Origin of the sequence: Acidovorax sp. SUPP3434 (genome assembly GCF_030159015.1) — a bacterium.
In the GTDB taxonomy this organism is placed as follows: Bacteria; Pseudomonadota; Gammaproteobacteria; order Burkholderiales; family Burkholderiaceae_C; genus Paracidovorax.
The window spans coordinates 175,951-201,990 of the sequence record NZ_BQXL01000006.1; the positions used below are offsets into that span (position 1 = coordinate 175,951).

21 protein-coding genes and 1 pseudogene are annotated in these 26,040 nt (G+C 69.3%); 13 read left to right on the top strand and 9 right to left on the bottom strand.

Features of this window, described 5'->3' with window-relative positions; translation table 11 throughout:
* Positions 1-38: 38 nt before the first annotated feature.
* On the bottom strand, positions 39-344 hold the full coding sequence (locus tag AVKW3434_RS12375) for a winged helix-turn-helix transcriptional regulator (RefSeq protein WP_092744314.1): 306 nt from the start codon (positions 342-344) through the stop codon (positions 39-41).
* Between the two features lie 204 nt (positions 345-548).
* Complete coding sequence (locus AVKW3434_RS12380; RefSeq protein ID WP_284406071.1) at positions 549-1,457, bottom strand: LysR family transcriptional regulator; 909 nt, start codon at positions 1,455-1,457, stop codon at positions 549-551.
* A gap of 130 nt (positions 1,458-1,587) precedes the next feature.
* On the opposite strand from AVKW3434_RS12380, the gene AVKW3434_RS12385 reads away from it, so the two are divergent.
* From AVKW3434_RS12385 to AVKW3434_RS12420, 8 genes are all read left to right on the top strand, one after another.
* Positions 1,588-2,577 carry a hydroxymethylglutaryl-CoA lyase gene (locus AVKW3434_RS12385; RefSeq protein WP_502869069.1) on the top strand — a complete coding sequence of 330 codons (990 nt, stop codon included), beginning with the start codon at positions 1,588-1,590 and terminating at the stop codon, positions 2,575-2,577.
* Positions 2,578-2,614: 37 nt separating this feature from the next.
* Positions 2,615-3,844, top strand: coding sequence for a CaiB/BaiF CoA transferase family protein (locus tag AVKW3434_RS12390; protein ID WP_284406072.1), 1,230 nt, complete (start codon positions 2,615-2,617; stop codon positions 3,842-3,844).
* Positions 3,845-3,933: 89 nt separating this feature from the next.
* On the top strand, positions 3,934-4,944 hold the full coding sequence (locus tag AVKW3434_RS12395; RefSeq protein ID WP_284406073.1) for a tripartite tricarboxylate transporter substrate binding protein: 1,011 nt from the start codon (positions 3,934-3,936) through the stop codon (positions 4,942-4,944).
* Between the two features lie 486 nt (positions 4,945-5,430).
* A complete protein-coding gene (locus tag AVKW3434_RS12400) occupies positions 5,431-6,057 on the top strand; it encodes a PepSY-associated TM helix domain-containing protein (RefSeq protein ID WP_284406074.1) in 627 nt (208 codons plus the stop codon).
* 21 nt (positions 6,058-6,078) lie between these two features.
* Positions 6,079-6,603 carry a DUF2271 domain-containing protein gene (locus AVKW3434_RS12405; protein ID WP_284406075.1) on the top strand — a complete coding sequence of 175 codons (525 nt, stop codon included), beginning with the start codon at positions 6,079-6,081 and terminating at the stop codon, positions 6,601-6,603.
* A gap of 47 nt (positions 6,604-6,650) precedes the next feature.
* A complete protein-coding gene (locus AVKW3434_RS12410; RefSeq protein ID WP_284406076.1) occupies positions 6,651-7,463 on the top strand; it encodes a DUF4198 domain-containing protein in 813 nt (270 codons plus the stop codon).
* Positions 7,464-7,477: 14 nt separating this feature from the next.
* On the top strand, positions 7,478-8,584 hold the full coding sequence (locus AVKW3434_RS12415) for an FAD:protein FMN transferase (protein ID WP_502869070.1): 1,107 nt from the start codon (positions 7,478-7,480) through the stop codon (positions 8,582-8,584).
* A gap of 21 nt (positions 8,585-8,605) precedes the next feature.
* Entirely contained in the window at positions 8,606-9,988 is a 1,383-nt protein-coding gene (locus AVKW3434_RS12420) for a sulfite reductase subunit alpha (RefSeq protein WP_284406077.1), read from the top strand.
* Positions 9,989-10,064: 76 nt separating this feature from the next.
* On the opposite strand, the gene AVKW3434_RS12425 is transcribed toward AVKW3434_RS12420, so the two are convergent.
* The 4 genes and pseudogenes from AVKW3434_RS12425 to AVKW3434_RS12440 form a co-directional block, all read right to left on the bottom strand.
* A complete protein-coding gene (locus tag AVKW3434_RS12425) occupies positions 10,065-10,547 on the bottom strand; it encodes an SgcJ/EcaC family oxidoreductase (protein WP_284406078.1) in 483 nt (160 codons plus the stop codon).
* Positions 10,548-10,715: 168 nt separating this feature from the next.
* A complete protein-coding gene (locus AVKW3434_RS12430; RefSeq protein WP_284406079.1) occupies positions 10,716-11,399 on the bottom strand; it encodes a response regulator transcription factor in 684 nt (227 codons plus the stop codon).
* Complete coding sequence (locus tag AVKW3434_RS12435; protein WP_284406080.1) at positions 11,396-13,015, bottom strand: sensor histidine kinase; 1,620 nt, start codon at positions 13,013-13,015, stop codon at positions 11,396-11,398. Before AVKW3434_RS12435 ends, AVKW3434_RS12430 begins: the two co-directional genes overlap by 4 nt.
* Positions 13,016-13,152: 137 nt before the next feature.
* Positions 13,153-14,110 (bottom strand): annotated as a pseudogene (locus AVKW3434_RS12440) (LysR family transcriptional regulator).
* Between the two features lie 116 nt (positions 14,111-14,226).
* Between AVKW3434_RS12440 and AVKW3434_RS12445 the strand changes: the two are divergent.
* The 5 genes from AVKW3434_RS12445 to AVKW3434_RS12465 all read left to right on the top strand — a co-directional run bounded on the left by AVKW3434_RS12445 (position 14,227) and on the right by AVKW3434_RS12465 (position 19,274).
* Positions 14,227-15,165, top strand: coding sequence for a dihydrodipicolinate synthase family protein (locus AVKW3434_RS12445; RefSeq protein WP_284406081.1), 939 nt, complete (start codon positions 14,227-14,229; stop codon positions 15,163-15,165).
* Between the two features lie 82 nt (positions 15,166-15,247).
* Positions 15,248-16,213 carry a Bug family tripartite tricarboxylate transporter substrate binding protein gene (locus AVKW3434_RS12450; protein WP_272568184.1) on the top strand — a complete coding sequence of 322 codons (966 nt, stop codon included), beginning with the start codon at positions 15,248-15,250 and terminating at the stop codon, positions 16,211-16,213.
* Entirely contained in the window at positions 16,203-16,922 is a 720-nt protein-coding gene (locus tag AVKW3434_RS12455; protein ID WP_284406082.1) for an SDR family NAD(P)-dependent oxidoreductase, read from the top strand. Before AVKW3434_RS12450 ends, AVKW3434_RS12455 begins: the two co-directional genes overlap by 11 nt.
* Positions 16,923-16,950: 28 nt before the next feature.
* A complete protein-coding gene (locus tag AVKW3434_RS12460) occupies positions 16,951-18,117 on the top strand; it encodes a mandelate racemase/muconate lactonizing enzyme family protein (protein ID WP_284406083.1) in 1,167 nt (388 codons plus the stop codon).
* A gap of 257 nt (positions 18,118-18,374) precedes the next feature.
* Positions 18,375-19,274, top strand: a complete 900-nt coding sequence (locus AVKW3434_RS12465) for a LysR substrate-binding domain-containing protein (RefSeq protein ID WP_284406084.1) — start codon at positions 18,375-18,377, stop codon at positions 19,272-19,274.
* A 19-nt stretch (positions 19,275-19,293) separates the two neighbouring features.
* Here AVKW3434_RS12465 and AVKW3434_RS12470 read toward each other — a convergent pair whose 3' ends face one another.
* The 3 genes from AVKW3434_RS12470 to dnaG all read right to left on the bottom strand — a co-directional run bounded on the left by AVKW3434_RS12470 (position 19,294) and on the right by dnaG (position 26,016).
* Complete coding sequence (locus tag AVKW3434_RS12470) at positions 19,294-20,961, bottom strand: methyl-accepting chemotaxis protein (protein WP_284406085.1); 1,668 nt, start codon at positions 20,959-20,961, stop codon at positions 19,294-19,296.
* 439 nt (positions 20,962-21,400) lie between these two features.
* Entirely contained in the window at positions 21,401-23,767 is a 2,367-nt protein-coding gene (rpoD, locus tag AVKW3434_RS12475; RefSeq protein WP_284402516.1) for an RNA polymerase sigma factor RpoD, read from the bottom strand.
* 254 nt (positions 23,768-24,021) lie between these two features.
* Positions 24,022-26,016, bottom strand: coding sequence for a DNA primase (gene dnaG, locus AVKW3434_RS12480; RefSeq protein WP_284406086.1), 1,995 nt, complete (start codon positions 26,014-26,016; stop codon positions 24,022-24,024).
* Positions 26,017-26,040 lie beyond the last annotated feature (24 nt).

A 26,040-nucleotide genomic window follows, 5' to 3' on the forward strand; every position in this document is an offset into this window, starting at 1 on the left:
GGCGGACGCTGGAGGGGCCTCGCGCCGGCTTGGTCGACTTACTTCTTGACCCGCGCTGCGACCCAGCGGGTGGCGAAGGCCTGCACGTCGGACAGCCGCTTGAGCAGGTCCACGCCCGAGGGGGTGACCGTGTAGCCGTCGTTGCCGTGGTCCAGCAGGCCGGCTTCGCGCAGTTCCTTGATGCGGGTGTTCAGCGTGTTGGGCGTGATGCCGCCCACGCTGTCCTGCAGCAGTCGGAAGGTTTGGGGGTGGCCGTCGCGCAGGGCCCAGAGCACGCGCAACGCATAGCGGCATTCGAGCTTTTCGAACAGCTGGTTGATGGCGGCGTTTTCCTTGGAGCTCATGAAAGCTTCTCCTTGCGCGATAGAGAGATAGAAATCCGGCAGCGGGCAAAACCCGGGCGGCCGGAACGCTGTGAATATAGCGTGGAAACCATTTTGCTACAAGTTTAATAGCTCCAGAGCAGCACCCCACTTGCGCTGCGGGGTAAAAATACTCAGGTGTTACAGGATTGTTGCACTCCTGCCACGACCCCGGTGGACGCTCCCTCAGCGCGCCGCGGCACCCGCCGACACCAGGTGCTCGACCAGCAATTGAGCGGCCGGCGCCAGGCCCGGCGCCGGCCGGAAACACAGCGCGAACCGCCGCCGGGCCCACGGGTCGGCCAGCGGCACGATGCGCACCCCCGTGGCCGCGGCGAACGGCAACGCCACCTCGGCGGGCACCACGCTGATGGCGAGGTTGGCGCGCACCACGCGCAGCGCCGCATCGAAGTTGGACACCAGCACGCGGTGCACCAGCGTCTTGCCCTCCACCGCTGCGGCGCGCGCCAGCAGCACGTGCACGGCGCTCAGGGCCGGCATGCTCACGAACTCGTAGCCCAGCACGTCGGCGAACCGCACGCTGTCCTGGCGCGCCACCGGGTGCGAGGGGTGGGCGACGATGGCCAGGTGGTCGTGCCGATAGCTGCGCGTTTCCAGGCCCTGCAGATCGGCCGCGTCCCAGCAGATGCCGATGGAGGCACTGCCTTCGCGGATGCCGCGGACCACCTCGGGGCTCACCCGTTCCTCCATGCTCACCTGGATGTCGCGGTGCGCAGGGTTCTGCAGGAAGGCCGCCACGTCGTCTGCCAGCGATTCGGCCATGACGGAGGCCGTGACCAGCATGCGCACGTGGCCGCGGATGCCGGTGGCGAAGGCCGCCATGTCGCGCTCGATGCGGTGCACGCTCGCCAGCATGGTGCGGGCGTGTTCGAGCAGGGTTTCGCCGGCGGCGGTGGGCACCACGCCGTGGCGCTTGCGCACCAGCAGCGGCGTGCCCAGCGTGCCCTCCAGTTGCGCCAGCCGCTTGCTCACCGCCGAGCCGACGATGGATTCCTGCTCTGCCGCGCGGGCGATGTTGCGGTGCTCGCACACCGCCACGAAGAGTTTGAGGGTCTGGAGGTCGGGCAGGCGCATGGAAGGAAGGTGGACAAAGGGAAGGGGGTCAAGATTTTCCTGCCTGGAATCTTAGGCGTTCCAAAATTGGCATGAATTGATGGAAGGGAATTTCTAGAATGCCTGCACAAGACCCCAGACAGGAGACTCCGTGACCCCCCGCACGCCCGCAGGCCCGCCCGCCCATCTGCTCCCCCCTTCGTCCGCCCAGGCCATCGTGAGAGAGGTGGGCCTGCGCGATGGCCTGCAAAGCATCGCCACCGTGGTGCCCACCGCCCGCAAGATCGAATGGGTCGATGCCGCCTATGCGGCCGGCCAGCGGGAGATCGAGGTCGGCTCGTTCGTGCCGGCGCGCCTGCTGCCGCAACTGGCCGACACCGCCGAGGTGCTCGCGCACGCCAAATCCCTGCCGGGTTTGGTCGCCTCGGTGCTGGTGCCCAACCTGCGCGGGGCGGAGCGGGCCATCGAATGCCAGGCCGACCTGATGGTCGTACCGCTGTCCGCCAGCCACGCGCACAGCCTGGCCAACCTGCGCAAGACGCCGGACGAGGTGGTGGCCGAGGTGGCGCGCATCCGCGCGGCGCGCGATGCGGCGGGCAGCCGCACCCTGATCGAAGGCGGGGTGGGCACGGCCTTCGGCTGCACGCTCCAGGGCGAGGTGGCCGAAAGCGAAGTGCTGCGCCTGATGCAGGCCCTGCTCGACGCCGGGGCCGACCGCGTGAGCCTGGCCGACACCGTGGGCCATGCCGATCCGGCGGGCGTGCAGCGCCTGTTCGAGAAAGCCCGCGGACTCGTCGGCGAGCGGCTGGCCTGCGCGCATTTCCACGACACGCGCGGCATGGGGCTGGCCAACGCCTACGCCGCCTGGCAGACCGGCATCACCCGATTCGACGCCTGCCTGGCCGGCATCGGCGGCTGCCCCCATGCCCCCGGCGCGAGCGGCAACGTCACCACCGAAGACCTCGCCTTTATGCTGGAGCGCATGGGTGTTTCCACCGGCCTCGACGTGGCCGCGTTGCTGGCGCTGCGCGAGCGCGTGGCCGGCTGGCTGGAGGGGGAGACCCTGCACGGCGCGCTCTGGCAGGCCGGACTGCCCCGCACGGCCGCGTCCTTCCCCGCAGCGGTTGCGTCCGCTGCCTGACCGAACCCTGCCTGACCGAACCCTTATCGTTGCGCCCATGAACGCTCCCTTGAATCCTTCTTTCGCCCCCACTGCCGAGCGCCCGCGCCTGCCCCTGGAGGGCCTGCGCGTGGTGGAGTTCACCCACATGGTCATGGGCCCCACGTGCGGCATGGTGCTGGCCGACCTCGGCGCCGAGGTCATCAAGGTCGAGCCGGTGGACGGCGACCGCACGCGGCATTTGCTGGGCGCTGGTGCCGGGTTCTTTCCCATGTTCAACCGCAACAAGAAGAGCATCGCCCTGGACCTGCGCAAGCCCGAGGGGCTGGAGGTGGCGATCCGCCTGGCCTCGTCGGCCGACGTGGTGGCGCAGAACTTCAAGCCGGGGGTGATGGCCAAGTACGGCCTCGACTACGCCGCGCTGTCCCGCCTGAACGAGCGGCTGGTCTACGTGAACCACACGGGCTTCCTGCCCGGCCCCTATGAGCACCGCACCGCGCTCGACGAGGTCGTGCAGATGATGGGCGGGCTGGCCTACATGACCGGCCGCCCGGGCGATCCGCTGCGCGCGGGCACCAGCGTGAACGACATCATGGGCGGCATGTTCGGCGCCATCGGCGCCATGGCGGCGCTGATGCAGCGCGCCCAGACGGGCCGGGGGCAGGAGGTGGATTCCGCCCTGTTCGAGAACAACGTGTTCCTCGTCGGCCAGCACATGATGCAGTACGCCGTGACGGGCCAGCCCGCCGCGCCCATGCCCGACCGCATCTCGTCGTGGGCGGTGTACGACGTATTCAGCGTGAAGGACGGCGGGCAGATCTTTCTGGCCGCCGTGAGCGACGCGCAGTGGGTCACCTTCTGCGACGCCATGGGCTATGCCGACCTGAAGGCCGACCCGGGCCTGGCCTTGAACAACGACCGCGTGCGCGCCCGCGCCACGCTGCTGCCCGAACTGCGCCGCCGCCTGGCCGAGCACACGGCCGAAACGCTGTCGGCCATCTTCGAGCAGCACGGCCTGCCGTTCGCGCCCATCCTGCGCCCCGAGCAGCTGTTCGACGATCCGCACCTGAATGCCACGGGCGGCCTGGCCGATGTCACCTTGCCCGACGGCGAACGCGCCGGCAGCACCGCGCGGGTCACCCTGCTGCCGCTGCGGCTGGACGGCCAGCGCATGGGCGTGCGGCTGGACCCGCCGCAGCTGGGCCAGCACACGCGCGAACTGCTCGCTGGCCTGGGCTACGCGCCCGAGGCCATCGCCGCGCTGCACGGGGCCGCCGCCGTGGCCTGACGAGAACGGGCTCGGCCCCATCACCGGCATGCGAGTGCGGCAAAGACCGCGCCGCCGCTTCATCCCCCCAACGATCACGGAGACAAACCATGACATCGCTGCCCACCCCCTGCGCACTGGCGCTGCGCCCCGCCGTTCTCACCCGCCGCCGCGCACTGGCCTGGGGCGCCGCTGCGCTCGCGGTGCCGGGCCTGGCCAACGCGCAACCGGGCGACAAGCCGCTGCGCGTGATCCTGCCGCTGTCGGCCGGCTCGGGCGCGGACGGCGCCATCCGCGCCATCAGCAACAGCCTGGCCAAGGCCCTGGGCCATCCGGTCGTGATCGAGAACCTGCCCGGCGCGGGCGGCATCACCGGCACGGCGCAGATCGTGCGGGCGCCGCGGGACGGGTCGGTGATCGGCGTCGTCTCGAACAACCACGTGGTGAACCCGGCCGTCTACAAGAACATTCCGTTTGATTCGCTGGCCGACATCACGCCCATCACCGTGCTGGGTGCCACGCCCTTCGTGCTGGTCGCCCATCCGTCGGTGCCGGCCAAGACCGTGCAGGAGCTGATCGCGTACGCCAGGGCCAAACCCGGCGTGCTGAACTACGGCTCGTCCGGCAACGGCACCATCCTGCACCTGGGAGCGGCGATGTTCGTGGACCAGGCGCAGGTGGACATCAAGCACATCCCGTACAGGGGCATGGGGCCGCTGATGAACGACATCCTGGGTGGACAGGTGCAACTGGGCGTCGTGGCCGTGGCGCCGGCCGCGGCGCACATCAAGGCGGGCGCGCTGCGCGCTCTGGGCGTCACCACCGCCGTGCGCGTGCCCACGCTGCCCAGCGTGCCCACCATCGCCGAGCAGGGCCTGTCGGGCTTCGAACTGGAAGGGTGGATCGCCCCCATCGGCCCCGCGGGCCTGCCCAAGGCCGAGGTGGCGCGGCTCTACAACGGCTTCAAGGCCGCCATGGAGATGCCCGAGGCGCGCGAGGCCCTGCTGGCCCAGGGCTACGAAATCAAGCTCACGCCGCCCGAGCAGGCGGCGGCGTTCTTTCGCAGCGAGGCCGCACGCATGGCGCAGGTGGTGAAAAGCGCGAACGTGAAGATGGACTGAAACGCAGCCGCCACGCACCGGCCTTCGCGCAGGCCGGCATGGCGCTCAGAAGGGGCCGTGCAGGCCCCGGTTCACGCGGGTGCGGCGCGCTCCAGGCGCTGGAGCACCCTCGCGATGCGAAACGGGCCGTGCCGCCAGATCCATGCCGGTCGGATGCCTTCGGCGTTCGCGCCCGCGCTCGGCGGGCGGCAGAGCCGGTCAACCGCTATCGCGCCATTGCCGCCGTGTGACTGCGAGCCTGGCGGAGAGGACGCGCCCCGTGGGTGAAGGGCGTTTCATATCGACGCCGAAGCGGGCATTCATCGGTGCCAGGCGCGCAGCACGCGACCCCTGGCTTGCAAATCGCTGCGCCCACGACCTCCGGGTAAAGATTTTGCAAATGCGATTCATTTTCAATTGGACGCCCTAGAATTGCGGGTTTTCCCGGGCGCCACCCTGTGCGGTGGCTCGCTCCCTGTCCCTCCATCCAGCCCCTTCCGTTCCCGCATGACCCGCCCTCCGGACCCTCGCCGCCGCGCCCGCTGGCTCAAGACCCTGCATGAATGGCACTGGGTGAGTTCCGCCATCTGCCTCGTCGGCATGCTGCTGTTCGCGGTGACCGGGTTCACGCTCAACCACGCCGGCCAGATCGAGGCCAAGCCCCGGGTCACCAGCCTGCGGGCGACCGTGCCAGCGCCGGTACTCCAGGCTATGGCGCCCCCCGTCGGGCAGGCCCGCGCGCCCTGGCCGCCGGCCCTGCAGGATTGGGCGCGGGCGCAGTGGTCCGTCGACACGGCAGGGCGCGAGGCCGAGTGGTCTGCCGACGAGGTCTATGTCTCGCTGCCGCGCCCCGGCGGCGACGCCTGGATCCGTGTGGGCCTCGCGGATGGCGAGGCTGAGTACGAGCGCACCGACCGGGGCTGGATCTCCTACTTCAACGACCTGCACAAGGGACGCAACACGGGCGCGGCATGGAGCTGGTTCATTGACGCTTTCGCCGCCGCCTGCCTGGTGTTCTGCATCACGGGTCTGTTCATCCTGAAGATGCACGCCGGCAACCGGCCCTTCACGTGGCCGATGGTCGGCCTGGGCCTGGTGCTGCCGGCCCTGCTGGCGTTCCTGTTTATCCACTGAACCGAAAGAGGAAAAATGCCCATGAAAAAGCATTTGCAGCTGCGCTACACCGTGGCGATGGGGGCCTGCCTGGGCGCGCCCGCCTTCGCGGCCGGGCTCGGCGTGGGGATCGAGATCCCGCGCCTGGACGTGGCCGAATACCACCGCCCGTACGTGGCCGTGTGGGTCGAGCGCGCCGATGCCACCGTGGCCTCCACCCTGGCCGTCTGGTACGACGTGAAGATGAAGGACGCCGAGGGCAGCAAGTGGCTCAAGGACATGCGCCAGTGGTGGCGCCGCACGGGCCGCGACCTGTCGGTGCCGATCGACGGCGTGACCAGTCCCACGCGCCCCGCCGGCAAGCACCTGCTGCAGTTCACCGAAGGCGCCAACCCGCTCGCCCGGCTGCCCGCCGGCAACTACAAGCTGGTGGTGGAGGCCGCGCGCGAGGTCGGCGGCCGCGAGGTGGTGACCGTGCCTTTCGCCTGGCCCGCCGCCAAGGGCGAGCCCCTGCGGGCCAAGGGCACCACGGAGCTGGGCGAGATCACGCTCGAACTCAAGCCCTGACCCGGCAAGCCCTTCACCCCCCATTCCCATCCGTCCGGAGTTTCCGCATGCATTTCAAGACCCCATCGCGCCTCGCCGCTGCCTGCCTCGTCGCCCTCTGCGGCGCGTTCACCTCCGCGCAAGCCCACAACGTGTGGCTGCTGCCGTCCACCACCGTGCTGTCCAAGGCCGAATGGATCACGGTGGACGCCGCGGTGTCCAACGACCTGTTCTTCTTCAACCACTTCCCGCTGGGCCTGGAAAACCTCACCGTCACCGCCCCCGACGGCAGTGCCGTGGCGCCCGAGAACGCGCACAAGGGCAAGCTGCGCAGCGTGTTCGACCTGAACCTCACGCAGACCGGCACCTACCGCCTGGCTGTTTTGAACAACGGCCTGTTCGCCACCTACAAGGACAAGGCAGGCCAACCCAGGCGCTGGCGCGGCACGGCGGAAAAATTCGCGGCCGAGGTGCCCGCCGACGCCCAGGACCTCAAGGTCACGCAGTCGGCCGGGCGCATCGAAACCTACGTGACGGTGGGCAAGCCCAGCGCCGTGAAGTCCAGCGGCAAAGGGCTGGAGCTGGTGCCCGTGACGCACCCCAACGACCTGGTGAAGGGCGACAAGGCCACCTTCGCCTTCCACATCGACGGCAAGCCCGCCGCCGGGCTGGAGGTGGTGCTGGTGGCGGGTGCCACGCGCTACCGCGACAAGCAGGACGAGATCAAGGCCACCACCGATGCCAAGGGCGAGTTCAGCGTGACCTGGCCGCAGGCCGGCATGTACTGGGTCGATGCCGATGCCAAGGACGACAAGGTGTCGCTGCCCCAGGCCAAGGAACGCCGCCTGTCGTACGTGGGCACGTTGGAGGTACTGCCCTGACCCCGTCCGCCCCCGTGCGGGTGCGCTATGCGGGCGTGCCGCTGCAGGGCGGTGGCCGCAGCGGCGCCACCGCCGAAGTGCGGCCGCCGCGGCCAGCGGGCGGCGCGGTCCTGCCTTCGTTCGTGCCGGCCGGGTATGCCACGGCGCCGTCGCCGCGCCGCGCCGATCCGGCCGCGCTGCACACGCTGTCGGGCGAGTCCATGGGCACGACCTGGCGCGTGCGCCTGGGCAATCCGCGCTTCGCGCCGCTCGCGCCGGTGCGTGTCGCCATCGACGCCGCGCTGGGCCGGGTCGTGCAGCAGATGAGCCATTGGGAGCCGGACTCCGACCTCTCGCGCTTCAACCGCGCCGCGGCCGGCACCTGGCACACGCTGCCGGACGAATTCTTCACCGTGCTGCAATGCGCCTTCGACTGGTCGCAGCGCAGCGGCGGCGCCTGGGATCCCACCGTGGGCCCGCTCGTGGACCTGTGGGGCTTCGGCCCGGGGGGCGATCCGCAGGCCGGGCCCGTGGCGCGCATTCCATCGTCCCAGGCCCTGAGCGATGCACGGGCCCGCGTGGGCCATGGCCGCATCGCGTTGCAGCCTGAGCACCGCCAGGCTTGGCAGCCCGGTGGTGCGCAGCTCGATCTGAGCGGCATCGCCAAGGGCTATGCGGTGGACTGCGCGGCGCAGCATCTGCAGGCGCAGGGTTGGACCGATTTTCTGGTGGAGGTGGGCGGCGAGCTGCGTGCCAGCGGCCGCCGGCCGGACGGGCAGCCCTGGCGCGTGGCCGTGGCCGATCCCGCGGGCCATGCACCGCGCGCGCTGGTGCTCCAGGGCATGGCGGTGGCCACCTCGGGCGACCTCTGGCATGCGTTCGACCATGCGGGCCGCCGCTATTCCCACACCATCGATCCGCGCACCGGGGAGCCCGTGCACCACGCGCTGGCGAGCGTGACGGTGCTGCATGCCGAGTGCATGCAAGCCGACGCGCTGGCCACCGTCATCACCGTGCTGGGCCCGCAGGACGGCCTGGACTTCGCGCGGCGGCAGGGCCTGGCCGCACTGGTGTGCGAGCGCACGCCGCGGGGCCTGGCCTGGGCCGCGACGCCGGCCTTCGAGGCGCTGACGGGGGCCTGACACCATCGCCTGCTGCATCCCATGGTTCTTTCGATTCCCGTGCCGCGCCTTGCCGCGGCATTCATCCTGGTCCTGCTCTATGGGCTGATGTGCACCGCCATCGCACGGCGCGAGCGCCGCCGCGCACGCCGTGCGATGGCCGAGGCGGCCGAGCTGGCCTCGGCCCGCGAAGGGGCGCTGCCGCTGCTCGTGGCCTATGCCAGCCAGACGGGCCAGGCCGAGGCGCTGGCCCGCGAGACCGCGCGCCTGCTGCACGCGGCCGGCGAGCCCGTGCACCTGTGCGCGCTGGGCGCGGTGGATGCGGCGCTGCTGCAGCGCACGCGCCGTGCGCTGTTCCTGGCCAGCACGTACGGAGAGGGCGATGCGCCCGACAACGCGGCGGGCTTCCAGGGGCAGTGGATGGGTGCGGCCGCGGCGCCCTCGCTGGCAGCCCTGCAGTACGGCCTGCTCGCGCTGGGCGACCGGCAATACGCGCACTACTGCGGCTTCGGCCGCCAGCTGGACGGCTGGCTGCGCGCGCAGGGCGCGGTGCCGTTGTTCGAGCGGGTGGAGATGGACAACGGCGCCCCGGCCGCGCTCCTGGCATGGCAGCACCAGCTGTCGCAGGTCGCGAACCTGAACGGGGCGCCTGCCTGGGAGGCGCCGCCGTTCGCCGACTGGACGCTGGCCGCGCGCCGCCACCTCAACCCGGGCAGCCTGGGCGCACCGGTGTTTCACATCGAGCTGGCGCCCCCGCCCGGCACCGTGGCCGATTGGGCGTCGGGCGATCTGGTGCAACTGTGCGCGCCGGCCGACCCGCAACGCCCGCGCGACTATTCCATCGCCTCGGTGGCGGGTGACGGACGCATCCATCTCACCGTGCGCCAGGCCGTGCGCGAGGACGGCACGCCCGGCGTGGCATCGGGCTGGCTGTGCGCGGGCCTGGCGCCGGGGGGCGCCGTGCCGCTGCGCCTGCGCGCGCACGGGCCTTTCCAACTGCAGGACAACGCTGCTCGGCCCCTCGTCTTGATCGGCAACGGCACGGGCATCGCCGGCCTGCGCAGCCATCTGCGGGCGCGCGCCGCGGCGGGTGCGGGCCCGAACTGGCTGGTGTTCGGCGAGCGCCAGGCGGCGCACGATTTCCTGTACCGCGCAGAGATCCAGGCCTGGCAGGCCAGCGGCCTGCTGACGCGCCTGGACCTGGCGTTCTCGCGCGACCAGGCGCGGCGGGTGCACGTGCAGGACCGGCTGGCCGAGGCCGCCGATGCGCTGCGCGCCTGGGTGGCGGACGGCGCGGCCATCTACGTCTGCGGCAGCCTGGTGGGCATGGCGCAGGGCGTGCATGCCGCGCTTTGCGCCGCGCTCGGTGACGAGGCGATGGAGGGCCTGTTGCGCAGCGGGCGCTACCGCCGCGACGTGTATTGACGCAGGCGCCACGGCGCAGGGGCCGGCATGCCGGCCCCTGCGCTGCCCGGCGATGGAGCGCCGGTGGGAAGGCCGCTTACTTGGCGGCCACCGTCTCGGGCATGGCCGAGGAGTGGTGGTGGGCGATCAGCCACTGGCCGTTCACGCGCTCGTACACGTAGGTGTAGCGGGCCTGCACGGTCTTGCCGTCCTTGAAGCGGAACGTGTAGGTGCCCAAGTCCTGCGCCACGTTGCAGCCGATGCGGATCGTGCGGCTGTCGATCTTGCCCTGCGGCTCGCTCTTGAGGAACTTCACGAAGTAGTCGCGGATTTCCAGCGGCGTCGTGCGGGGCTGATTGGACACGGTGGGCAGCAGCACGCCGTCCTGCGCGTAGTTCGCGGTGACCTTGTCCGGGTCCAGCGTGCGCAGCGAAGCGTTCCAGCGGTCGAACAGCGCGGAGATCTGTTTTTCGTCGGCAGGGAAGCAGACCGGCTCACCCTGGCCCTGCGCGAAGGCCGGGGCGGAGACGGAGAACAGAGCCAGGGCAGCTGCGGAGAGGGCGGTGTGAAGCGTCTTCATGGGGTCCTTTGAGAAAAGTGGGTCAAGCGCCGGCCTTCGCCGGCACTGCATCGCTCACTGCGATACAGGACCTATTGTTCAAGGCGTGCATGAACACGGCCGGTGCAGCCCCATGAAGGGCAGATGACGCAAAAATGAACCGCGGATGAACAGGCTTTCGCCCCCGTGTCACTCGGCCGCGGCGTCCAGCCGGTACCCGAAGCCGCGCACCGTTTTCAGAAGCGGGATGGCATGGCCCTCGTCGATTTTCGCGCGCAGGCGGCGCACGTAGACATCGACCACGTTCGTCAGCGGGTCCTCGTTGGTGCCCCAGACATTGGAGAGGATGCGCTCGCGGCTGTACACCCGGCCGGGCGCGCTCATGAGCAGCTCCAGGAAGGCCAGTTCCTTCGCGGTCAGCGCGATGGGCTGGCCGGCGCGGCTGGCCTGCATACGCTCCAGGTCGAGCACCAGATCGGCCACCTGCAGCGTGCTGGCGCGCTGGCGCTGCTCGCGCCCCCGGCGCATCAGCGCCTCGATGCGGGCCAGCAGCTCTTCGAACGCGAAGGGCTTGGTGAGGTAGTCGTCGGCGCCCAGCCGCAGGCCGTTGACCTTGTCCTCGGTGTTGCTGAGTGCGCTGAGCATCAGCACCGGCACGTGGCGGCCTTCGGAGCGCAGCGTCTGGCACAGCTCCAGGCCGCTCAGGCCGGGCAGCATGAGGTCGAGCAGCAGCAGCCCGGGATCGCCGGTGCGCGCCAGGGCCAGGCCGTCCGGGCCGTTGCGCGCCAGCTCCACGCTGTAGCCTTCGGCCTTGAGGCCGCGCAGCAGGAAGTCCGCCACGCGCGGATCGTCTTCGACCACCAGGATGTTCATGCGGTTTCCTCGGGGGACAGGGTTTCGGGGTGGCTGGCCGAAGGCACGGTGATGTGGACCACCGTGCCCACGCCGGGCTGGCTGTCGATGTCGATGCGGCCGTGGTGCGCGTGCACGATGGACTGCGCGATCGACAGCCCGATGCCGGTGCCGTCCGCGCGGTGCGCCCGCGCGCGCTGGCCGCGCACGAAGCGCTGGAACACGGCGGGCAGTTCCTCGGCCGAGATGCCGATGCCTTCGTCGCGCACCAGCACCTGGGCTTCGCCATCGGGGCCGGGCTGGCAGCCCACGCGCACCGTGCCGCCGCGCTGCGAATAGCGCACCGCGTTGTCCAGCACGATCATCAGCGCCTGGCGCAGCCGGTCGGCATCGGCGTTCACCACCAGCGGGCCGCCGGGGGCGGGCGGCAGGGGCTCCACGGTCACGCCGTGCAGCCCGCCCAGGGCGGCGGCCTGCTCCGCCGCATCGGTGACCAGGGCCTGCAGGTCCAGGCGGCTCGGGCGGATCACCAACTGGTCCGCCTCGGTCCTGGCGATCAGCAGCAGGTCGTGGATCACCTTGGTGAGCTGATCGACGCCGCCCACGATGCGCTCCAGCGTCTGGCGGTATTCCTGCGCCGGCCGGTCGCCGCCGCGCATCGCGATCTCGGCCTCGCCCCGGATGGCCGTGGCGGGCGTGCGCAGTTCGTGGCCCAGGTCGGCGAACAGCTGGCGCCGGCGCTGGTCCACGCGCTGCAGGGTCTCGTGCGCCACGCTCAGTTCGTGCGTGCGGGCCTCCACCGCGTCCTCCAGTTCACGGCGCGCCGCATCGGCATGGGCGCGGTGCTGCTGCAGCTCCGCCGCCATGGCATTGAAGTGCTGGGCGACGCGATCGAATTCGTCCTTCGAGCCGGTGGCCACGCGGTGGTCCAGCGCGCCGGCCTGCAGGGCCCGCGTGCCGGCGAGCAGGCGGTCCAGCGGGCGCTGCAGGCGGCGGTTCAGGTGCAGCGCCAGCAGGGCCGCCACGGCGAGGGTGACGATCACCAGCGTGATCGCCTGCTGGCGCAGCACGTCCAGCCCGCGCTCGGTGGCGGCGCGCGCCACCGGAACGGCGCTGCGCTGGCGCTCGATGGCGCCGTTGATGAGTTCGCGCAGGTCCAGGCCGCGCGCCATGTCGAACGTGGCGTTCAGCTCTTCCCACACCGCAGGGAAGTCGGCCCCGGGCTCCAGCGGCTGCAACTGCGCCAGGCGGGCCTCCACGGCCCGGATGTTGTCCTCCAGCAGCTCCGTCATGCCCACGAGTTGCGGCACCTCCTGGGGCATGGACATGCCCTCGCGGTGGGCCAGGTCGCGGCGGGCCAGTTCCGCCAGGGCGGCCGCACCTTCGTGCATGCGTTCGAGCAGCCGCTCCCGCACCTCGGGCACGGCATTGGCGTTCATCAGGCGCTGGGTGGCCCACACGCGCAGCCGCTGCTTGTTGGCCGACAGGTCCAGCAACTCCGAGAGGATGTCGCTCGCCAGCCGGCTGTGCTGGGCGTAGTCGTTGACGCGGTGCGTGCCCCAGTACACGAACGCGGCCTGGATGCACACCAGGGCCACGAGGGCGGCGAATGCCAGGGAGAGTCTTGCGCGGTACATGGGGCCGTCGGAGTGCGAAGGGCCTGTATTATGTTCCGGGCCGGGCTCCCAGCAACCTGCCAGGGGCCCGGCACCCGGATCGCCCGGTTGCTATGAAAATAATAGCTACACAGGCAATCGATCTCCCGGCGTCGGGGCTATTTGGCGGGGATGGCCTGGCTGGCGGCCAGCGCCCACAGCGATTCGGCCACCTCCGACATGCCGGCGCGCTGGCGGTACAGGCGGATCTCCACCGGCACGTTCCAGGCCGCCTCGCCGGCTGCCACCAGCGTGCCGGCCCGCAGGTCGTCGGCGATGAGGCTGCGCGGCAGCCAGGCCACGCCGCGCCCCTCCAGCGCCATGGTCTTGAGCAGCACCGCGTGGTGCGCGGTGAACACCACCGCCACGCCGCCTGGCACGGCCGACTCCCCGCCGTCGCCGTACACGCCGCGCATGCGCGCCCGCATGATGCGGCCCAGGCCCGAGGCGTCGCTGTAGGCCAGCAGGGGCAGCGGGGCGCCGTCCCGGCCGATGGCGTGCAGCGGCCCGCCGTCGGGGCCCGCCGCGCTCACCGGCTGCAGCACGTCGTCCGACAGCCGCTGCATGGGGTATTGCGCCTCGTCCAGGCAGGCGCCCGGGCGCTTCGGCATGGCCGTGGCACAGCACGAACTGCACGCGCCGCTGCAGCGCCAGGTCTTCGCACGCCCGGGAGCTGTCCGACATGGTCTGGATGGGCCCCAGGCGCAGCTGCGCCTCCAGCTGGCCCAGCCAGCGCGGAAAGAAGGTGAGCGAGAGCACGTGCGTGGCCGCGAAGCGCAGGCTGGCGGCCGCCGTGTCGTGCGCGGCGCGCGCCTTGATGCGGGCGGCCTCCAGGTTGGCCAGCAGGGTTTCCATCAGGGGCAGAAAGCGCTGCCCCGCCGCCGTGAGGGCGGCCGGGTGCGCGCTGCGGTCGAACAGCTCCACGCCCACCCATTCCTCCAGCGCGCGGATGTGGCGGCTGAACGCGGGCTGGGCGATGGCCCGGGCCTCGGCGGCGCGCGAGAAATTGCCGCACTCGGCCAGGGCCAGGAAGTCTTCCAGCCATTCGAGATCGAGGGGGCGGTTGCCAGGTCCCATGGGCGTCGTGTTCCGTGCAGATAGATGTATGCGATTCGGGTATTGGACGGTGCGGGGCCGTCGCCGGAAGATCCGCTGCGTTGTCGTTCCCCTGCACCCAATCACGGAGACCTTGAATGCCTTCCATCGCGAATTATCGCGGGATCATCCCCGCCATCTCGTGCCCCTTTACCCCCGACCACCGCATCGACGAGCCCGCCCTGCGCAAGCTCGCTTCCTGGCTGGCCGGCCACGAGGGCGTGGTGGCCATCATGACCAACGGGCACACCGGCGAGGTGTTTTCCCTCACCCCCGCCGAGCGCGCCGAGGTCACCCGCATCGTGGCCGACGAACTGAAGGGCCGCACGCCCGTCATCTCCTCCATCGTCTGCGAGGGCCTGGCCGAAGCCGCCGAACATGCCCGCGCCGCCCAGGCCGCCGGCGCCGTGGCGCTCGATGTCATGCCGCCCCACCATTGGCTGCGCTTTGGCTTCACCCCGGGCCATGCGCTGCAGTATTTCGAGGCCATCCACCGGGCGGCCCCGGGCCTGGACCTGGTGTGCCACGTGTACCCGGCGTGGACGCGCGCCTCGTACTCGTCGCAACTGCTGGCCGAGCTCGCCCGGCTGCCCTACCTGCAGGCCTTCAAGGTGGGCCAGCGCGACATGAACAAGTACGCCCGCGACATCCAGGCGATCCGCGAGGCCGACGCCTCCAAGGCCATCCTCACCTGCCACGACGAGTACCTGCTGGCCTCGATGGTGCAGGGCGTCGATGGCGCGCTGGTGGGCTTCGCCACCTTCATCCCGCAGCTCATCATCGACCTGTGGAACGCCGTGAAGGCCGGCGACCTGAAAAAAGCCATGGCCGTGCAGGCCGTCATCACGCCGCTCAAGGACGCGGTGTACGGCGGCGGCGAGCCCACGGGCGAGGCCCATGCGCGCATGAAGGGCGGCATGTACCTGGCCGGCGTGATCGACGACGCCACCGTGCGCCCGCCCACCGAGGCGCCCAACGCCCAGGAGGTCGAGGCCCTGCGCGCCGCCGTCCGGCAGGCGGGCCTGCTGCAGCGCTGATCTGCGGGTGCCATGACAAGACGGGCCGCACCGCACGGCCCGCACCGGACATTCGCGACCCCATAAAGACAGGAGACACGCCATGCAACGCAAGCCATTCCTCCGCGCCGTCCTCGGCGCCCTCGCGCTCACTGCCGCCGCCAGCGGCTTCGCGCAGACCTACCCGAACAAGCCGGTGCGCGTGGTGATCCCGTTCCCGCCGGGCGGCACGCTGGACGCCGTGGGCCGCATGCTGGCGCAAAAGCTCGGCGAGCAGACCGGGCAGAGCTTCGTGATTGACAACAAGCCCGGCGGCAGCGGCGTGATCGGCGGCGACGCGGTCGCCAAGGCTGCGGCGGACGGCTACACGCTGCTGTTCAGCGCCTCCACCTTCACGACCGCGCCGATGACGCTCAAATCGGTGCCGTTCAGCGTCACGCAGGACTTCGCGCCCGTGGCGCTGGTGGCCAAGGCGCCCCTGTCGGTGGCGGTCAACAAGGACCTGCCGGTGACCGACATCAAATCCCTGCTGGGCTACGCCAAGAGCCACCCGGGCAAGATGACCTTCGCCGTGGGCTCCATCGGCTCGGCGGGGCATCTCTCGACCGAGCTGCTGAAACGGGCCGGCAAGATCGACTACCTCATCGTGCCCTACAAGGGCACGGCGCCGGCCTTCCAGGACCTGATCGGCGGGCAGATCGACGGCTTCATCGACCCCATCCTCGGCTCGCTCCAGTACCACAAGAGCGGCATGCTGAAGGTGGTGGCCGTGACGTCCGCCCAGCGCGTGCCCAACCTGCCCGACGTGCCCACGGTGGCCGAGACCATTCCCGGCTTCGAGTTCTATAGCTGGTACGGCCTGTGGGCCCCGGCCAAGACGCCGCCCGCGCTGGTGCAGCGCCTGAACGCCGAGGTGAACAAGGCCCTGGCCGGCGACATGGCCCAGAAGCTCAAGGACCAGGGCCTGCTCGTCACGCCGGGCAGCGTGGACGACTTCGCCAAGTTCCAGCGCGCCGACATGGAGCGCTCCCAGAAGATCGTGACCGAGGGCAACATCCGTGCGGAATGACGGCACGCCGCCCACAGGCGCCCATGCCGCCGTCACCGGCAGCAGCAGCGGCATCGGTCGCGCCATCGCCGAGTCGCTGCTGGCCGCGGGCTGGCACGTGAGCGGGCTGGACGTGGCCGCGCCGGCCATCGAACACGCCGCGTTCACGCCCGTGGCCGTCGATCTGACCGATGGCGAAGACATCGCCCGTGCCGCCGCGGGGCTGCCGGCCGTCCAGGCCCTGGTGCATGCCGCGGGTGTGCTGCGCGTGGGCCCGCTGGGCCAGCTGGACCACGCGGGCGGCGGGTTGATGTGGCGCCTGCACGTCGATGCCGCCACGCGCCTGGCCGATGCCATCGTGCCCGCCATGGCCGCACGTGGGAACGGCCGGGTGGTGTTCATCGGCAGCCGCGTGGCGCAGGGCATGCCCGGGCGCGGCCAGTACGCGGCCACCAAGGCGGCGCTGGTCGCGCTGGCGCGCAGCTGGGCGGCCGAAGTGGCGGGGCAGGGCGTGACGGTGAACGTCGTCTCGCCCGCAGCCACCGCCACCGGCACCGGCATGCTGAACGACCCCGCCCGCGCCGGCAGCGCACCGCGCCTGCCGCCCATCGGCCGCCTCATCGAGCCCGGCGAGATCGCCGCGCTCGTGGGCTACCTGCTGTCGCCGCCGGCGGCGGCCATCACGGGGCAGGACATCGCCATCTGCGGGGGCTCCTCGCTCGCCCGCTGATCCTTCTTTTTTCAACCACCCAAGCACCATGAAAATCGTCGATATCGTCGAATCCACCCGGCCCATCAAATCCGACATCCGCAACGCCTACATCGACTTTTCGAAGATGACCCTGAGCCTGGTGGCAGTGGTCACCGATGTGGTCCGCGACGGCAAGCCGGTGATCGGCTACGGCTTCAACTCCAACGGCCGCTACGGCCAGGGCGCGCTGATGCGCGACCGCTTCATCCCCCGCGTGCTCGAAGCCGACCCCGCCACGCTGGTGGACGGCACCGGCGAGAACCTCGACCCGCACAAGGTCTGGGCCCGCATGATGATCAACGAAAAGCCCGGCGGCCACGGCGAGCGCTCGGTGGCCGTGGGCACCATCGACATGGCCGTGTGGGACGCGGTGGCCAAGATCGCCGGCCAGCCGCTCTACCAGCTGCTGGCCGAACGCTACGGCAACGGCACGCCCGACCCGCGCGTCTTCGTGTATGCCGCCGGCGGCTACTACTACCCCGGCAAGGGGCTGGACGGCCTCCGCAAGGAAATGGAGAGCTACCTGGCGCGCGGCTATTCGGTGGTCAAGATGAAGATCGGCGGGGCTTCGCTGGCCGACGACTGCGAGCGCATCGAGTCGGTGCTCAAGATCCTCGGCCCGGGCCAGCAGCTTGCGGTGGATGCCAACGGCCGGTTCGACCTGCCGACCGCCATCGACTACGGCCGCGCCCTGTCGCAGTACCCGCTGTTCTGGTACGAAGAGGCCGGCGACCCGCTCGACTACGAACTGCAGGCCAAGCTGGGCGAGGTGTACCAAGGCCCCATGGCCACGGGCGAGAACCTGTTTTCGATGCAGGACGCGCGCAACCTCATCCGCCACGGCGGCATGCACAAGGACCGCGACTGGCTGCAGTTCGACTGCGCTTTGAGCTACGGGCTGGTCGAATACCTGCGCACGCTGGACATGCTCAAGGACCATGGCTGGTCCCCCAGCCGCTGCATCCCCCACGGCGGCCACCAGATGTCGCTGGCCATCGCGGCGGGCCTGGGCCTGGGCGGCAACGAAAGCTACCCCGATCTGTTCCAGCCCTATGGCGGCTTCCCGGACGGCGTGAAGGTGGAAAACGGTTACGTCACGTTGCCACCGTTGCCGGGCATCGGGTTCGAGGGCAAATCCGACCTGATCGCGGAGATGCGAGCCCTGGCTTCCTGAGAAGAATGCAGTGGGGCGGTTGCTATAAAAATATGAGCAATATGCCCTAGTAAGATATGCGCTACAGGCCTTTTTGACCAGAACCGTTGCCCTGGCGGCATCGCTCCGACGCCCGGCCTCGCCCTGCGATGCCGGGCGTTTGCCATGGGGGGTGGCGCGGGGCGTGCGGGGGGCCTTATGCTGGCCGGGGCCCTGTGATGGGTCGGCATTTGCTTGTATCGTCGGTTTTCTCATGTCCTTCGTGCTCATCCATCCCCATGGACATCAAGACCCTGCGCCTTTTCGTGGAAATCGCCAAACACGGCAGCTTCGCCGAAGCGGCCAAGGTGGTGTGCGCCACGCAGTCGGCGGTCAGCAAGGCGATGAAGGGACTCGAATCCGAAATGGGCGTGCAACTGCTCGCGCGCACGGGGCGCGGCAAGGGCCTCACCGCTGCGGGCGATCTGCTGCTGCGCCGCGCGGTGAACATCCTGCATGAGATGCGCGGGCTGGAGGGCGAGCTGGCTGAAATGCAGCAGGTGCAGCGCGGAAGCCTGCGCATCGGCTTTCCCCGCATGGGCACCAGCGCATACTACGCGGGGCTGTTCACAGAGTTCCGGCAGCGCTTTCCGGCCATCGACGTGGCCATGGTGGTCGAGCCGCTCGACCGCCTGGAATCGCAGCTGCGCGCGGGCGAGGTGGATCTGGCGGCCCTGGTGGCGCCCGCCGCGCACGACTTCGACTGGCAGCATGTGCGCACCGAGCCCGTGGTGGCCCTGGTGCCGCAGGCCTTCGTGCCCGCCGGCACCACGCGCATTTCGCTCGCGGACCTGGCGCAATGGCCGCTCATCCTGTTCGAGGAGGGCACCACCGTGAACCAGGCCCTGCTGCAGGCCTGTGCGCGGCAGGGCGTGCGACCCCGCGTGTCGGTGATGGGCACGGGGCAGGTCGATTTCATGGTGCAGCTGGTGGCGCAGCAGCTGGGCGTGATGCTGCTGCCGCGCGCCATCACGCGCTGGAGCAAGCACCCCGGCGTGCGCTATCTCGATGTGGACGATCTGCCCTCCATCTGGCACTTCACGCTGGCCTGGCGCCGCGGCGTGCCGCACACGCCCGCGGCGCGCGCTTGGCTGGACCTGGCCCGGGATTACTTCCAGGTGCGCGAGCTCGGCTGCTGATCTCCGGTTGCGGGCTGGTTCAGTAGGCGCCCGACGAGCCGATCAGCCGCTGCGCGGGCGCCGGCAGTGCGCCAGTGCGGCTGCTGCTGCGGACGGGGGTTGCCGGGGTTCCGGCCGTGCCGGCATCGGTGTCGCCCGGCAGGCGGAACTGGGCCACCATGCGCGAAAGCGATTCGGCCTGGAACTTCAGGCTGTCGGCCGCAGCGGCGCTCTCCTCCACCAGCGCGGCGTTCTGCTGCGTGACCTGGTCCAGTTGCTGCACCGCATCGCCCACCTGGTTGATGCCGCTCGATTGCTCGGCGCTGGCCGCACTGATCTCCGACAGCAGCGTGGACACCTGTGTGACCTGCGCCACCACCTCGTCCATGGTGCGTCCGGCCTGGGCCACGAGATCGCTGCCGGTGCTCACGCGCGACACGCTGGCTTCGATCATCGCCTTGATCTCCTTGGCGGCCTCCGCCGAGCGCCCCGCGAGCGACCGCACCTCGCTGGCCACCACTGCGAAGCCGCGCCCTTGCTCACCCGCGCGGGCCGCTTCCACCGCGGCGTTCAGCGCCAGGATGTTGGTCTGGAAGGCGATGCCGTCGATCACCCCGATGATCTCTGCCATGCGGCCGGAACTCTGCTGGATGTCCTGCATGGTGGACACGACGTTGCCCACCACCGAGCCACCCTGCGTGGCCACGGCCGAGGCGCCGGAGGCCAGCTGGTGCGCGCGGCGGGCCGAGTCGGCGTTCTGCTGCACGGTGGAGGTCAGCTCTTCCATCGACGCCGCGGTCTCCTCCAGGTTGCTGGCCTGCTCCTCGGTGCGCTGGCTCAGGTCGGCGTTGCCATTGGCGATCTGCACCGACCCGGTGGCGATGGAGTCGGCGCTCGTGCGCACGTTGCCCACGATCTGCACCAGGCTGGCGTTCATGCGCTGCAGCGCGTTGAGCAACTGGCCCACCTCGTCCTTGCTGTTCGCCTCGATGTGCGACGTCAGGTCGCCCGCCGCCACGGTCTCGGCGATCTGCACCGCGCGCCCGATGGGCCGGGTGATGGATCGCGTGATGAGCCAGCCCAGCACGAACGACACGGCCACTGCCGCGCACGCGATGGCGATGATGAGCTGAAAGCCCGTCTTCACCTCGCGGTCCGCGCCGTCGCTGGCCTGGTCCATCTGCAATTGCTGGTGATCGGACATCTTGTCGATCGCTGCCATGTAGGCCAGCTGGTTGCGCCGCAGCGTGTTGGCCAGCAGGCCCTTGGCTTCCTCGGTCTGGCCTGCGCGGATCAGCGAAAGGAAGGCGTCCACGTCCTTCACATAGGCGGATCGCTGCTCCTGCGTGTCTGCGAGCAACCGCTTGCCCATATCGCTTTGCACCGTGGGCGTGAGCTTGGCGTACATGCCGGTGATGAGTTCGCGGCTGCCTTCGATGCCCTTGATCTCCTGCGCCCGCTGGGTTGCGTCATCGAAGATCACCAGGTTGCGCACGTAGCGGGCCTGCTGATCGACCTCGTCGGAAATCTCGTTCAGCAGCCGGACCTTGACGTAATAGTCCTTGGTCACCAGCGTCAGCGCCTGATTGACGTTGCTCAGGGCCGACATGGAGATGCCGGCCACGAGGAGCAGCAACACGATCGTGGAAAGAAATGCGAGCGTGATGCGGGGGCCGATGCGCAGGTTTCCGAAGAATCGGTGGTTCATGGAAGTGGCTCTTTCTTTCTTGGTGGGCAGAAAAAAATGCGCCACCCGCAAGTGCCGGGGCGGAGTTGCAGGTGGCGCGCACTTCAATGCTTTCCTCTTGCGGCGTGCGGTTCGCCCCATGGGTCAGCCGCTTCGGCTTCTACCCTCCCTCCCTGTCCATCTGCGTGGAAACTTGCTGGCAGTGCAATGTCGTTCGTAAGTCTATGTTTCAGATTTTCAAATCCAAAGCGAAATTTTGGAAAGCAACACGTGCCAATTTCGCATGTCTCGCCAAACGCCGCATGTGGCGGCCGGCCATCTTCCGAAGGGTGGTGGGGCTCTTTCCCGTGCGGGCCAAGGGGTGCTTTCGCGAAAACGTCCAGCCATGAAAAAAGCCTGCTCCCGCAAGGCGGGGGCAGGCTTTTCGATGGACGCGGCCCAGGGGGCGGCGGCGGGCTGATTACAGCGAGTCGATGAAGCTGCGCAGCTTGTCGCTGCGGCTGGGGTGCTTGAGCTTGCGCAATGCCTTGGCTTCTATCTGGCGGATGCGCTCGCGCGTCACGTCGAACTGCTTGCCGACCTCTTCCAGCGTGTGGTCGGTGGACATCTCGATGCCGAAGCGCATGCGCAGCACCTTGGCCTCGCGCGGCGTGAGGCCGTCCAGGATGTCCTTGACCACATCGCGCAGGCCGGCCTGCATGGCGGCGTCGATCGGGGCGGTGTTGGCGCCGTCCTCGATGAAATCGCCCAGGTGGCTGTCGTCGTCGTCGCCGATCGGCGTTTCCATGGAGATCGGCTCCTTGGCGATCTTCATGATCTTGCGGATCTTGTCTTCCGGAATCTCCATCTTGGCCGCCAGGATGGACGCATCGGGCTCGAAGCCGAACTCCTGCAGATGCTGGCGCGAGATGCGGTTCATCTTGTTGATCGTCTCGATCATGTGCACCGGAATGCGGATGGTGCGCGCCTGGTCGGCGATCGAGCGCGTGATGGCCTGGCGGATCCACCACGTGGCGTAGGTCGAGAATTTGTAGCCGCGGCGGTATTCGAACTTGTCCACGGCCTTCATCAGGCCGATGTTGCCTTCCTGGATCAGGTCCAGGAACTGCAGGCCGCGGTTCGTGTACTTCTTGGCGATGGAGATCACCAGGCGCAGGTTGGCCTCGATCATTTCCTTCTTGGCATCGCGCGAGGACGATTCGCCCTCGTTCATGCGCTTGTTGATGTCCTTGAGCTCGGGCAGCGGCACCACCACGCGCGCCTGCAGGTCCATCAGGCGCTGCTGCAGTTCCTGCACCGGCGGAATGTTGCGCTGCAGCACGGTGCTCCAGGGCTTGCCGGACGCCGCCTGCTTTTCCACCCACTTCAGGTTCAGCAGGTTGGGCGGGAATTCCTTGATGAAGGTTTCCTGCGGCATGCCGCACTTGTCCACGATGATGCGGCGCAGCTCGCGCTCCTTCTTGCGCACGTCGTCCACCTGGCCGCGCACCATGTCGCACAGCTTCTCGATGGTCTTGGCGGTGAAGCGGATGGTCATCAGCTCGGCCGACAGGGCCTGCTGGGCCTTCATGTACGCGGGCGTGCCGTAGCCTTCCTTGTCGTAGATCTTGTGGACCTTCTCGAACAGGTCGCGCATGGTGTCGAAGCGGGACAGGGCTTCGCGCTTGAGTTCTTCGAGCTTCTTGGTCAGCGCCTTGGAGCCGCCCTTGCCGTCGTCGTCGTCCTCTTCGTCGAATTCGTCGAAGTCTTCTTCGGCCACGTAGTCGTCGGCTTCATTGGGGTTGGAGAAGCCGTCCACGATGGTGGAGATGACGACCTTGCCCTCGCGAATCTCTTCGCCCATGTTCAGGATCTCGGCGATGGTGGCGGGCGATGCGCTGATCGCCTCCATCATGGCCTGCAGGCCGCCTTCGATGCGCTTGGCGATTTCGATTTCGCCTTCGCGGGTCAGCAGCTCCACCGTACCCATTTCGCGCATGTACATGCGCACGGGGTCGGTGGTGCGGCCGAATTCGCTGTCCACGGTGGACAAGGCCGCTTCGGCTTCTTCTTCCGCTTCCTCGACAGTCGCCGCAGTGGGCGTCACGTTGTTCTGGAACAGGGTCTCGGCATCGGGCGTCTGCTCGTACACGGCCACACCCATGTCGTTGAGCATCGTGACCACGACTTCCATCGTCTCGGCATCGACCAGCTTGTCGGGCAAGTGGTCGGAGATTTCGACTTGCGTCAGGTAGCCGCGCGTCTTGCCCAGGGTGATCAGGGTCTTCAGGCGCGAGCGGCGCTTGGCCAGGTCTTCCTCGGACAGGACGGTCTCGTCCAGACCGAATTCCTTCATCAAGGCGCGTTCCTTCGCCTTGCTGATCTTCATGCGAAGGGGCTTGACCTTCTCGACCGTGGCCGTGGGGGTGGCTTCGGCTTCGGGTTCGCCTTCGAGGTCAGCCTCGATGTCGGACAGGTCGGCGTCGTCGCCCACCGCATCGTCGTCCGCGCCGGCCTTGGGCTTGCGGCCCCGCTTGGCAGGGGCCTTGTCGGCTGCGGCGGCGCCGGCGGCCTTGGCCGGGCGGCCGGGGCGCTTCTTGGGCGTTTCGTCGTCAGCGGAGGCCACGGCGGCCTTGGCGCGGGCGGGCTTCTTGGTTTCTTCGGAGGCTTCGGCCTTGTCAGAGGACTTGTTCACGGGCACGGTATGGACTTTCTTGGCGGCTGGAGCAGCGGCGGCCAGGGCCTTCTTGGGCTCGGTCGTTGCGGCTTTGGCAGCAGGTTTGGAAGCGGCCTTCGCGGCGGTGCCTGGGGCGGACTTGGGCGACTTCGCGGACTTTTGAGCAGGCATGGACACCTCAGGATCAAAAACGGACACAAAGAAAACGCAAGCGCCATGGATCCCGGCGCGGGTGGCACGGCAAAGGCCGGAGCCTTCGCGGTTCGAGGGAGCGACCCTCAGGGGCAAGATGTGTGGGCGAACATTTGGTGTGCAGTCCTTGCGGTGTGAAGGGCGGTCGTGCGTGTGTGTCACGGTTGCCCGGCCCGGAGGTGCTGCTGTCGCTCTTGCCGATGAACCCTACATTATAGCGGCCCAGGGGAATTTCAAGCCGGCTTGAGCGAAATTCCGCGCAATGCCTTGAGCCGCTGCTCCAGCGCTTGGTATTGCGCCAGAGCCGCCGGGTCGCGCGCTGCCAGCAGGATGAGCTCGTTTTGCTGGCGCTTGAGCTCCTCGATGAGCATGCGGTCGAGCAGGTCGCGCAGCTCGGCCCGCAGTTCCTGCACGTCGCCCTCGGTCTGGGCGTGCGAGCCGGTCATCACACGCTCTGCCAGCCCCTCGCATTCGTGCCCGCGCAGGCTCTTGCGCAGCACGGCCCAGGCCAGCGGACCGTGCTCGTGCAACTGGCCTTCCAGCCAGGTGAACAGCGGCCCGTGCGGTGCCGCCTGGGCGCACAGCACCGCATGGTCCTCGTGGGCCAGGTCTTCCAGGAACTCCATGTGCGACAGCAGAAGCCGCACCGCGTGGTCCGTGCGGCTCGCTGCCGGGGTGCGGGGCAGGCGCGGCTGGATGGGGCGCTCGTCCTCCTTCTTCCAGCGGCCCTTGCCTTTCCAGTCGCCGTTGTTTTTGCGAAACGGTTTGGCGGCATAGCCCTGGCCGCCGCCGGGCGGTTCGCCGGCCGGGGCCCAGGCGGCGTCCTGCGCCGAGGCGCCCCAGGGTGGTTCGTCGGCGTAGGCGGGCGGGGGCGCGCCACCGGGCGCCGCGCGGTGCGCGCCACCGCCCTGGCGGCTCGCGTCCTGTGCCGCGGCCTGGTTCCACAGGTCGGACAGGTCGCGTGCGTCGAGCTGGCCCAGCTCGGCCAGTTCGGTCAGCAACTGCCGCTTGAGCGCGCCGTCGGGCAGGGCGGACCACAGCGGCCGCGCATTGCTCACCATGTGGGCCCGGCCTTCGGCGGTGCCCAGGTCGCAGTTCTCGCGGGCCGCCTCCAAAAGGAAGCGGCTGAGCGGCAGCGCCTCGCCCACGTGGCGGGCGAAGGCGTCGGTGCCATGTTCGCGGATGAAGCTGTCGGGGTCGTGCTCGGCCGGCAGGAACAGGAACTTCACGCTGCGCGTGTCGGTGGCGTAGGGCAGGGCGCCGTCGAGCGCCTTGCGCGCCGCGCGCCGCCCGGCCGCGTCGCCGTCGAAGCTGAACACCACGGTTTCGGTGAAGCGGAAAAGCTTGTGCACGTGGTCGGGCGTGCAGGCCGTGCCCAGCGTGGCCACGGCGTTCGGGAAGCCGAGCTGCGCCAGCGCCACCACGTCCATGTAGCCTTCCGTGACCAGCACGTAGCCGTGCTCGCGGATGGCGGTGCGCGCCTCGAACAGGCCGTAGAGTTCGCGGCCCTTGTGGAACACGGGCGTTTCCGGCGAGTTGAGGTACTTGGGCTTGTCGTCGCCCAGCACGCGCCCGCCGAAGCCGATGCACTCGCCCTTCACGTTGCGGATCGGGAACATCACGCGGTCGCGGAAGCGGTCGTAGCGCTTGTCGTCCTCCTCGTTCACGATCACCAGGCCGCTCTCGGCCAGCAGGGGGCTGTCGTACTCGGGAAACACGCTGGCCAGATTGCGCCAGCCCTCGGGCGCGTAGCCCAGGCCGTAGCGCTTGGCGACCGTGCCGGAGACGCCGCGCCCCTTGAAGTAGCCCACCGCGCGCGGCGAATCCTTGAGGTGCTTGCGAAAGGATTCGCCCGCTTTCTCGAGCACATCCGTCAGCGTGGCCTGCTTTTGCCGCTGGGCGGCGGCGCGCTCGCGCTGCTGGGGCGAAACGTCGTCCTGCGGCACCTGCAGGCCCACTTGCTGGGCCAGGTCCTGCACGGCCTCCACGAAGCCCATGCCGGCGTGCTCCATGAGGAAGCTGATGGCGTTGCCGTTCTTGCCGCAGCCGAAGCAGTGGTAGAACTGCTTGGAGGGGCTGACGCTGAACGAGGGCGATTTTTCCCCGTGGAAGGGGCACAGCCCCATGAAGTTGGCGCCGCCCTTCTTGAGTTGCACGTAGCGGCCGACGATGTCGACCACATCGACGCGGGCGAGCAATTCCTGGATGAACGACTGGGGGATGGACACCCGGCGATTGTCCCCCAACGCGCC

What these genes read in the sequence shown, in the direction of transcription:
- AVKW3434_RS12375 (WP_092744314.1), bottom strand. Translation starts at nt 344, where the DNA reads ATGAGCTCCAAGGAAAACGCCGCCATCAACCAGCTGTTCGAAAAGCTC.
- AVKW3434_RS12380 (WP_284406071.1), bottom strand. Translation starts at nt 1,457, where the DNA reads ATGCGCCTGCCCGACCTCCAGACCCTCAAACTCTTCGTGGCGGTGTGC.
- AVKW3434_RS12390 (WP_284406072.1), top strand. Translation starts at nt 2,615, where the DNA reads ATGAACGCTCCCTTGAATCCTTCTTTCGCCCCCACTGCCGAGCGCCCG.
- AVKW3434_RS12395 (WP_284406073.1), top strand. Translation starts at nt 3,934, where the DNA reads ATGACATCGCTGCCCACCCCCTGCGCACTGGCGCTGCGCCCCGCCGTT.
- AVKW3434_RS12400 (WP_284406074.1), top strand. Translation starts at nt 5,431, where the DNA reads ATGACCCGCCCTCCGGACCCTCGCCGCCGCGCCCGCTGGCTCAAGACC.
- AVKW3434_RS12405 (WP_284406075.1), top strand. Translation starts at nt 6,079, where the DNA reads ATGAAAAAGCATTTGCAGCTGCGCTACACCGTGGCGATGGGGGCCTGC.
- AVKW3434_RS12410 (WP_284406076.1), top strand. Translation starts at nt 6,651, where the DNA reads ATGCATTTCAAGACCCCATCGCGCCTCGCCGCTGCCTGCCTCGTCGCC.
- AVKW3434_RS12420 (WP_284406077.1), top strand. Translation starts at nt 8,606, where the DNA reads ATGGTTCTTTCGATTCCCGTGCCGCGCCTTGCCGCGGCATTCATCCTG.
- AVKW3434_RS12425 (WP_284406078.1), bottom strand. Translation starts at nt 10,547, where the DNA reads ATGAAGACGCTTCACACCGCCCTCTCCGCAGCTGCCCTGGCTCTGTTC.
- AVKW3434_RS12430 (WP_284406079.1), bottom strand. Translation starts at nt 11,399, where the DNA reads ATGAACATCCTGGTGGTCGAAGACGATCCGCGCGTGGCGGACTTCCTG.
- AVKW3434_RS12435 (WP_284406080.1), bottom strand. Translation starts at nt 13,015, where the DNA reads ATGTACCGCGCAAGACTCTCCCTGGCATTCGCCGCCCTCGTGGCCCTG.
- AVKW3434_RS12445 (WP_284406081.1), top strand. Translation starts at nt 14,227, where the DNA reads ATGCCTTCCATCGCGAATTATCGCGGGATCATCCCCGCCATCTCGTGC.
- AVKW3434_RS12450 (WP_272568184.1), top strand. Translation starts at nt 15,248, where the DNA reads ATGCAACGCAAGCCATTCCTCCGCGCCGTCCTCGGCGCCCTCGCGCTC.
- AVKW3434_RS12460 (WP_284406083.1), top strand. Translation starts at nt 16,951, where the DNA reads ATGAAAATCGTCGATATCGTCGAATCCACCCGGCCCATCAAATCCGAC.
- AVKW3434_RS12465 (WP_284406084.1), top strand. Translation starts at nt 18,375, where the DNA reads ATGGACATCAAGACCCTGCGCCTTTTCGTGGAAATCGCCAAACACGGC.
- AVKW3434_RS12470 (WP_284406085.1), bottom strand. Translation starts at nt 20,961, where the DNA reads ATGAACCACCGATTCTTCGGAAACCTGCGCATCGGCCCCCGCATCACG.
- rpoD (WP_284402516.1), bottom strand. Translation starts at nt 23,767, where the DNA reads ATGCCTGCTCAAAAGTCCGCGAAGTCGCCCAAGTCCGCCCCAGGCACC.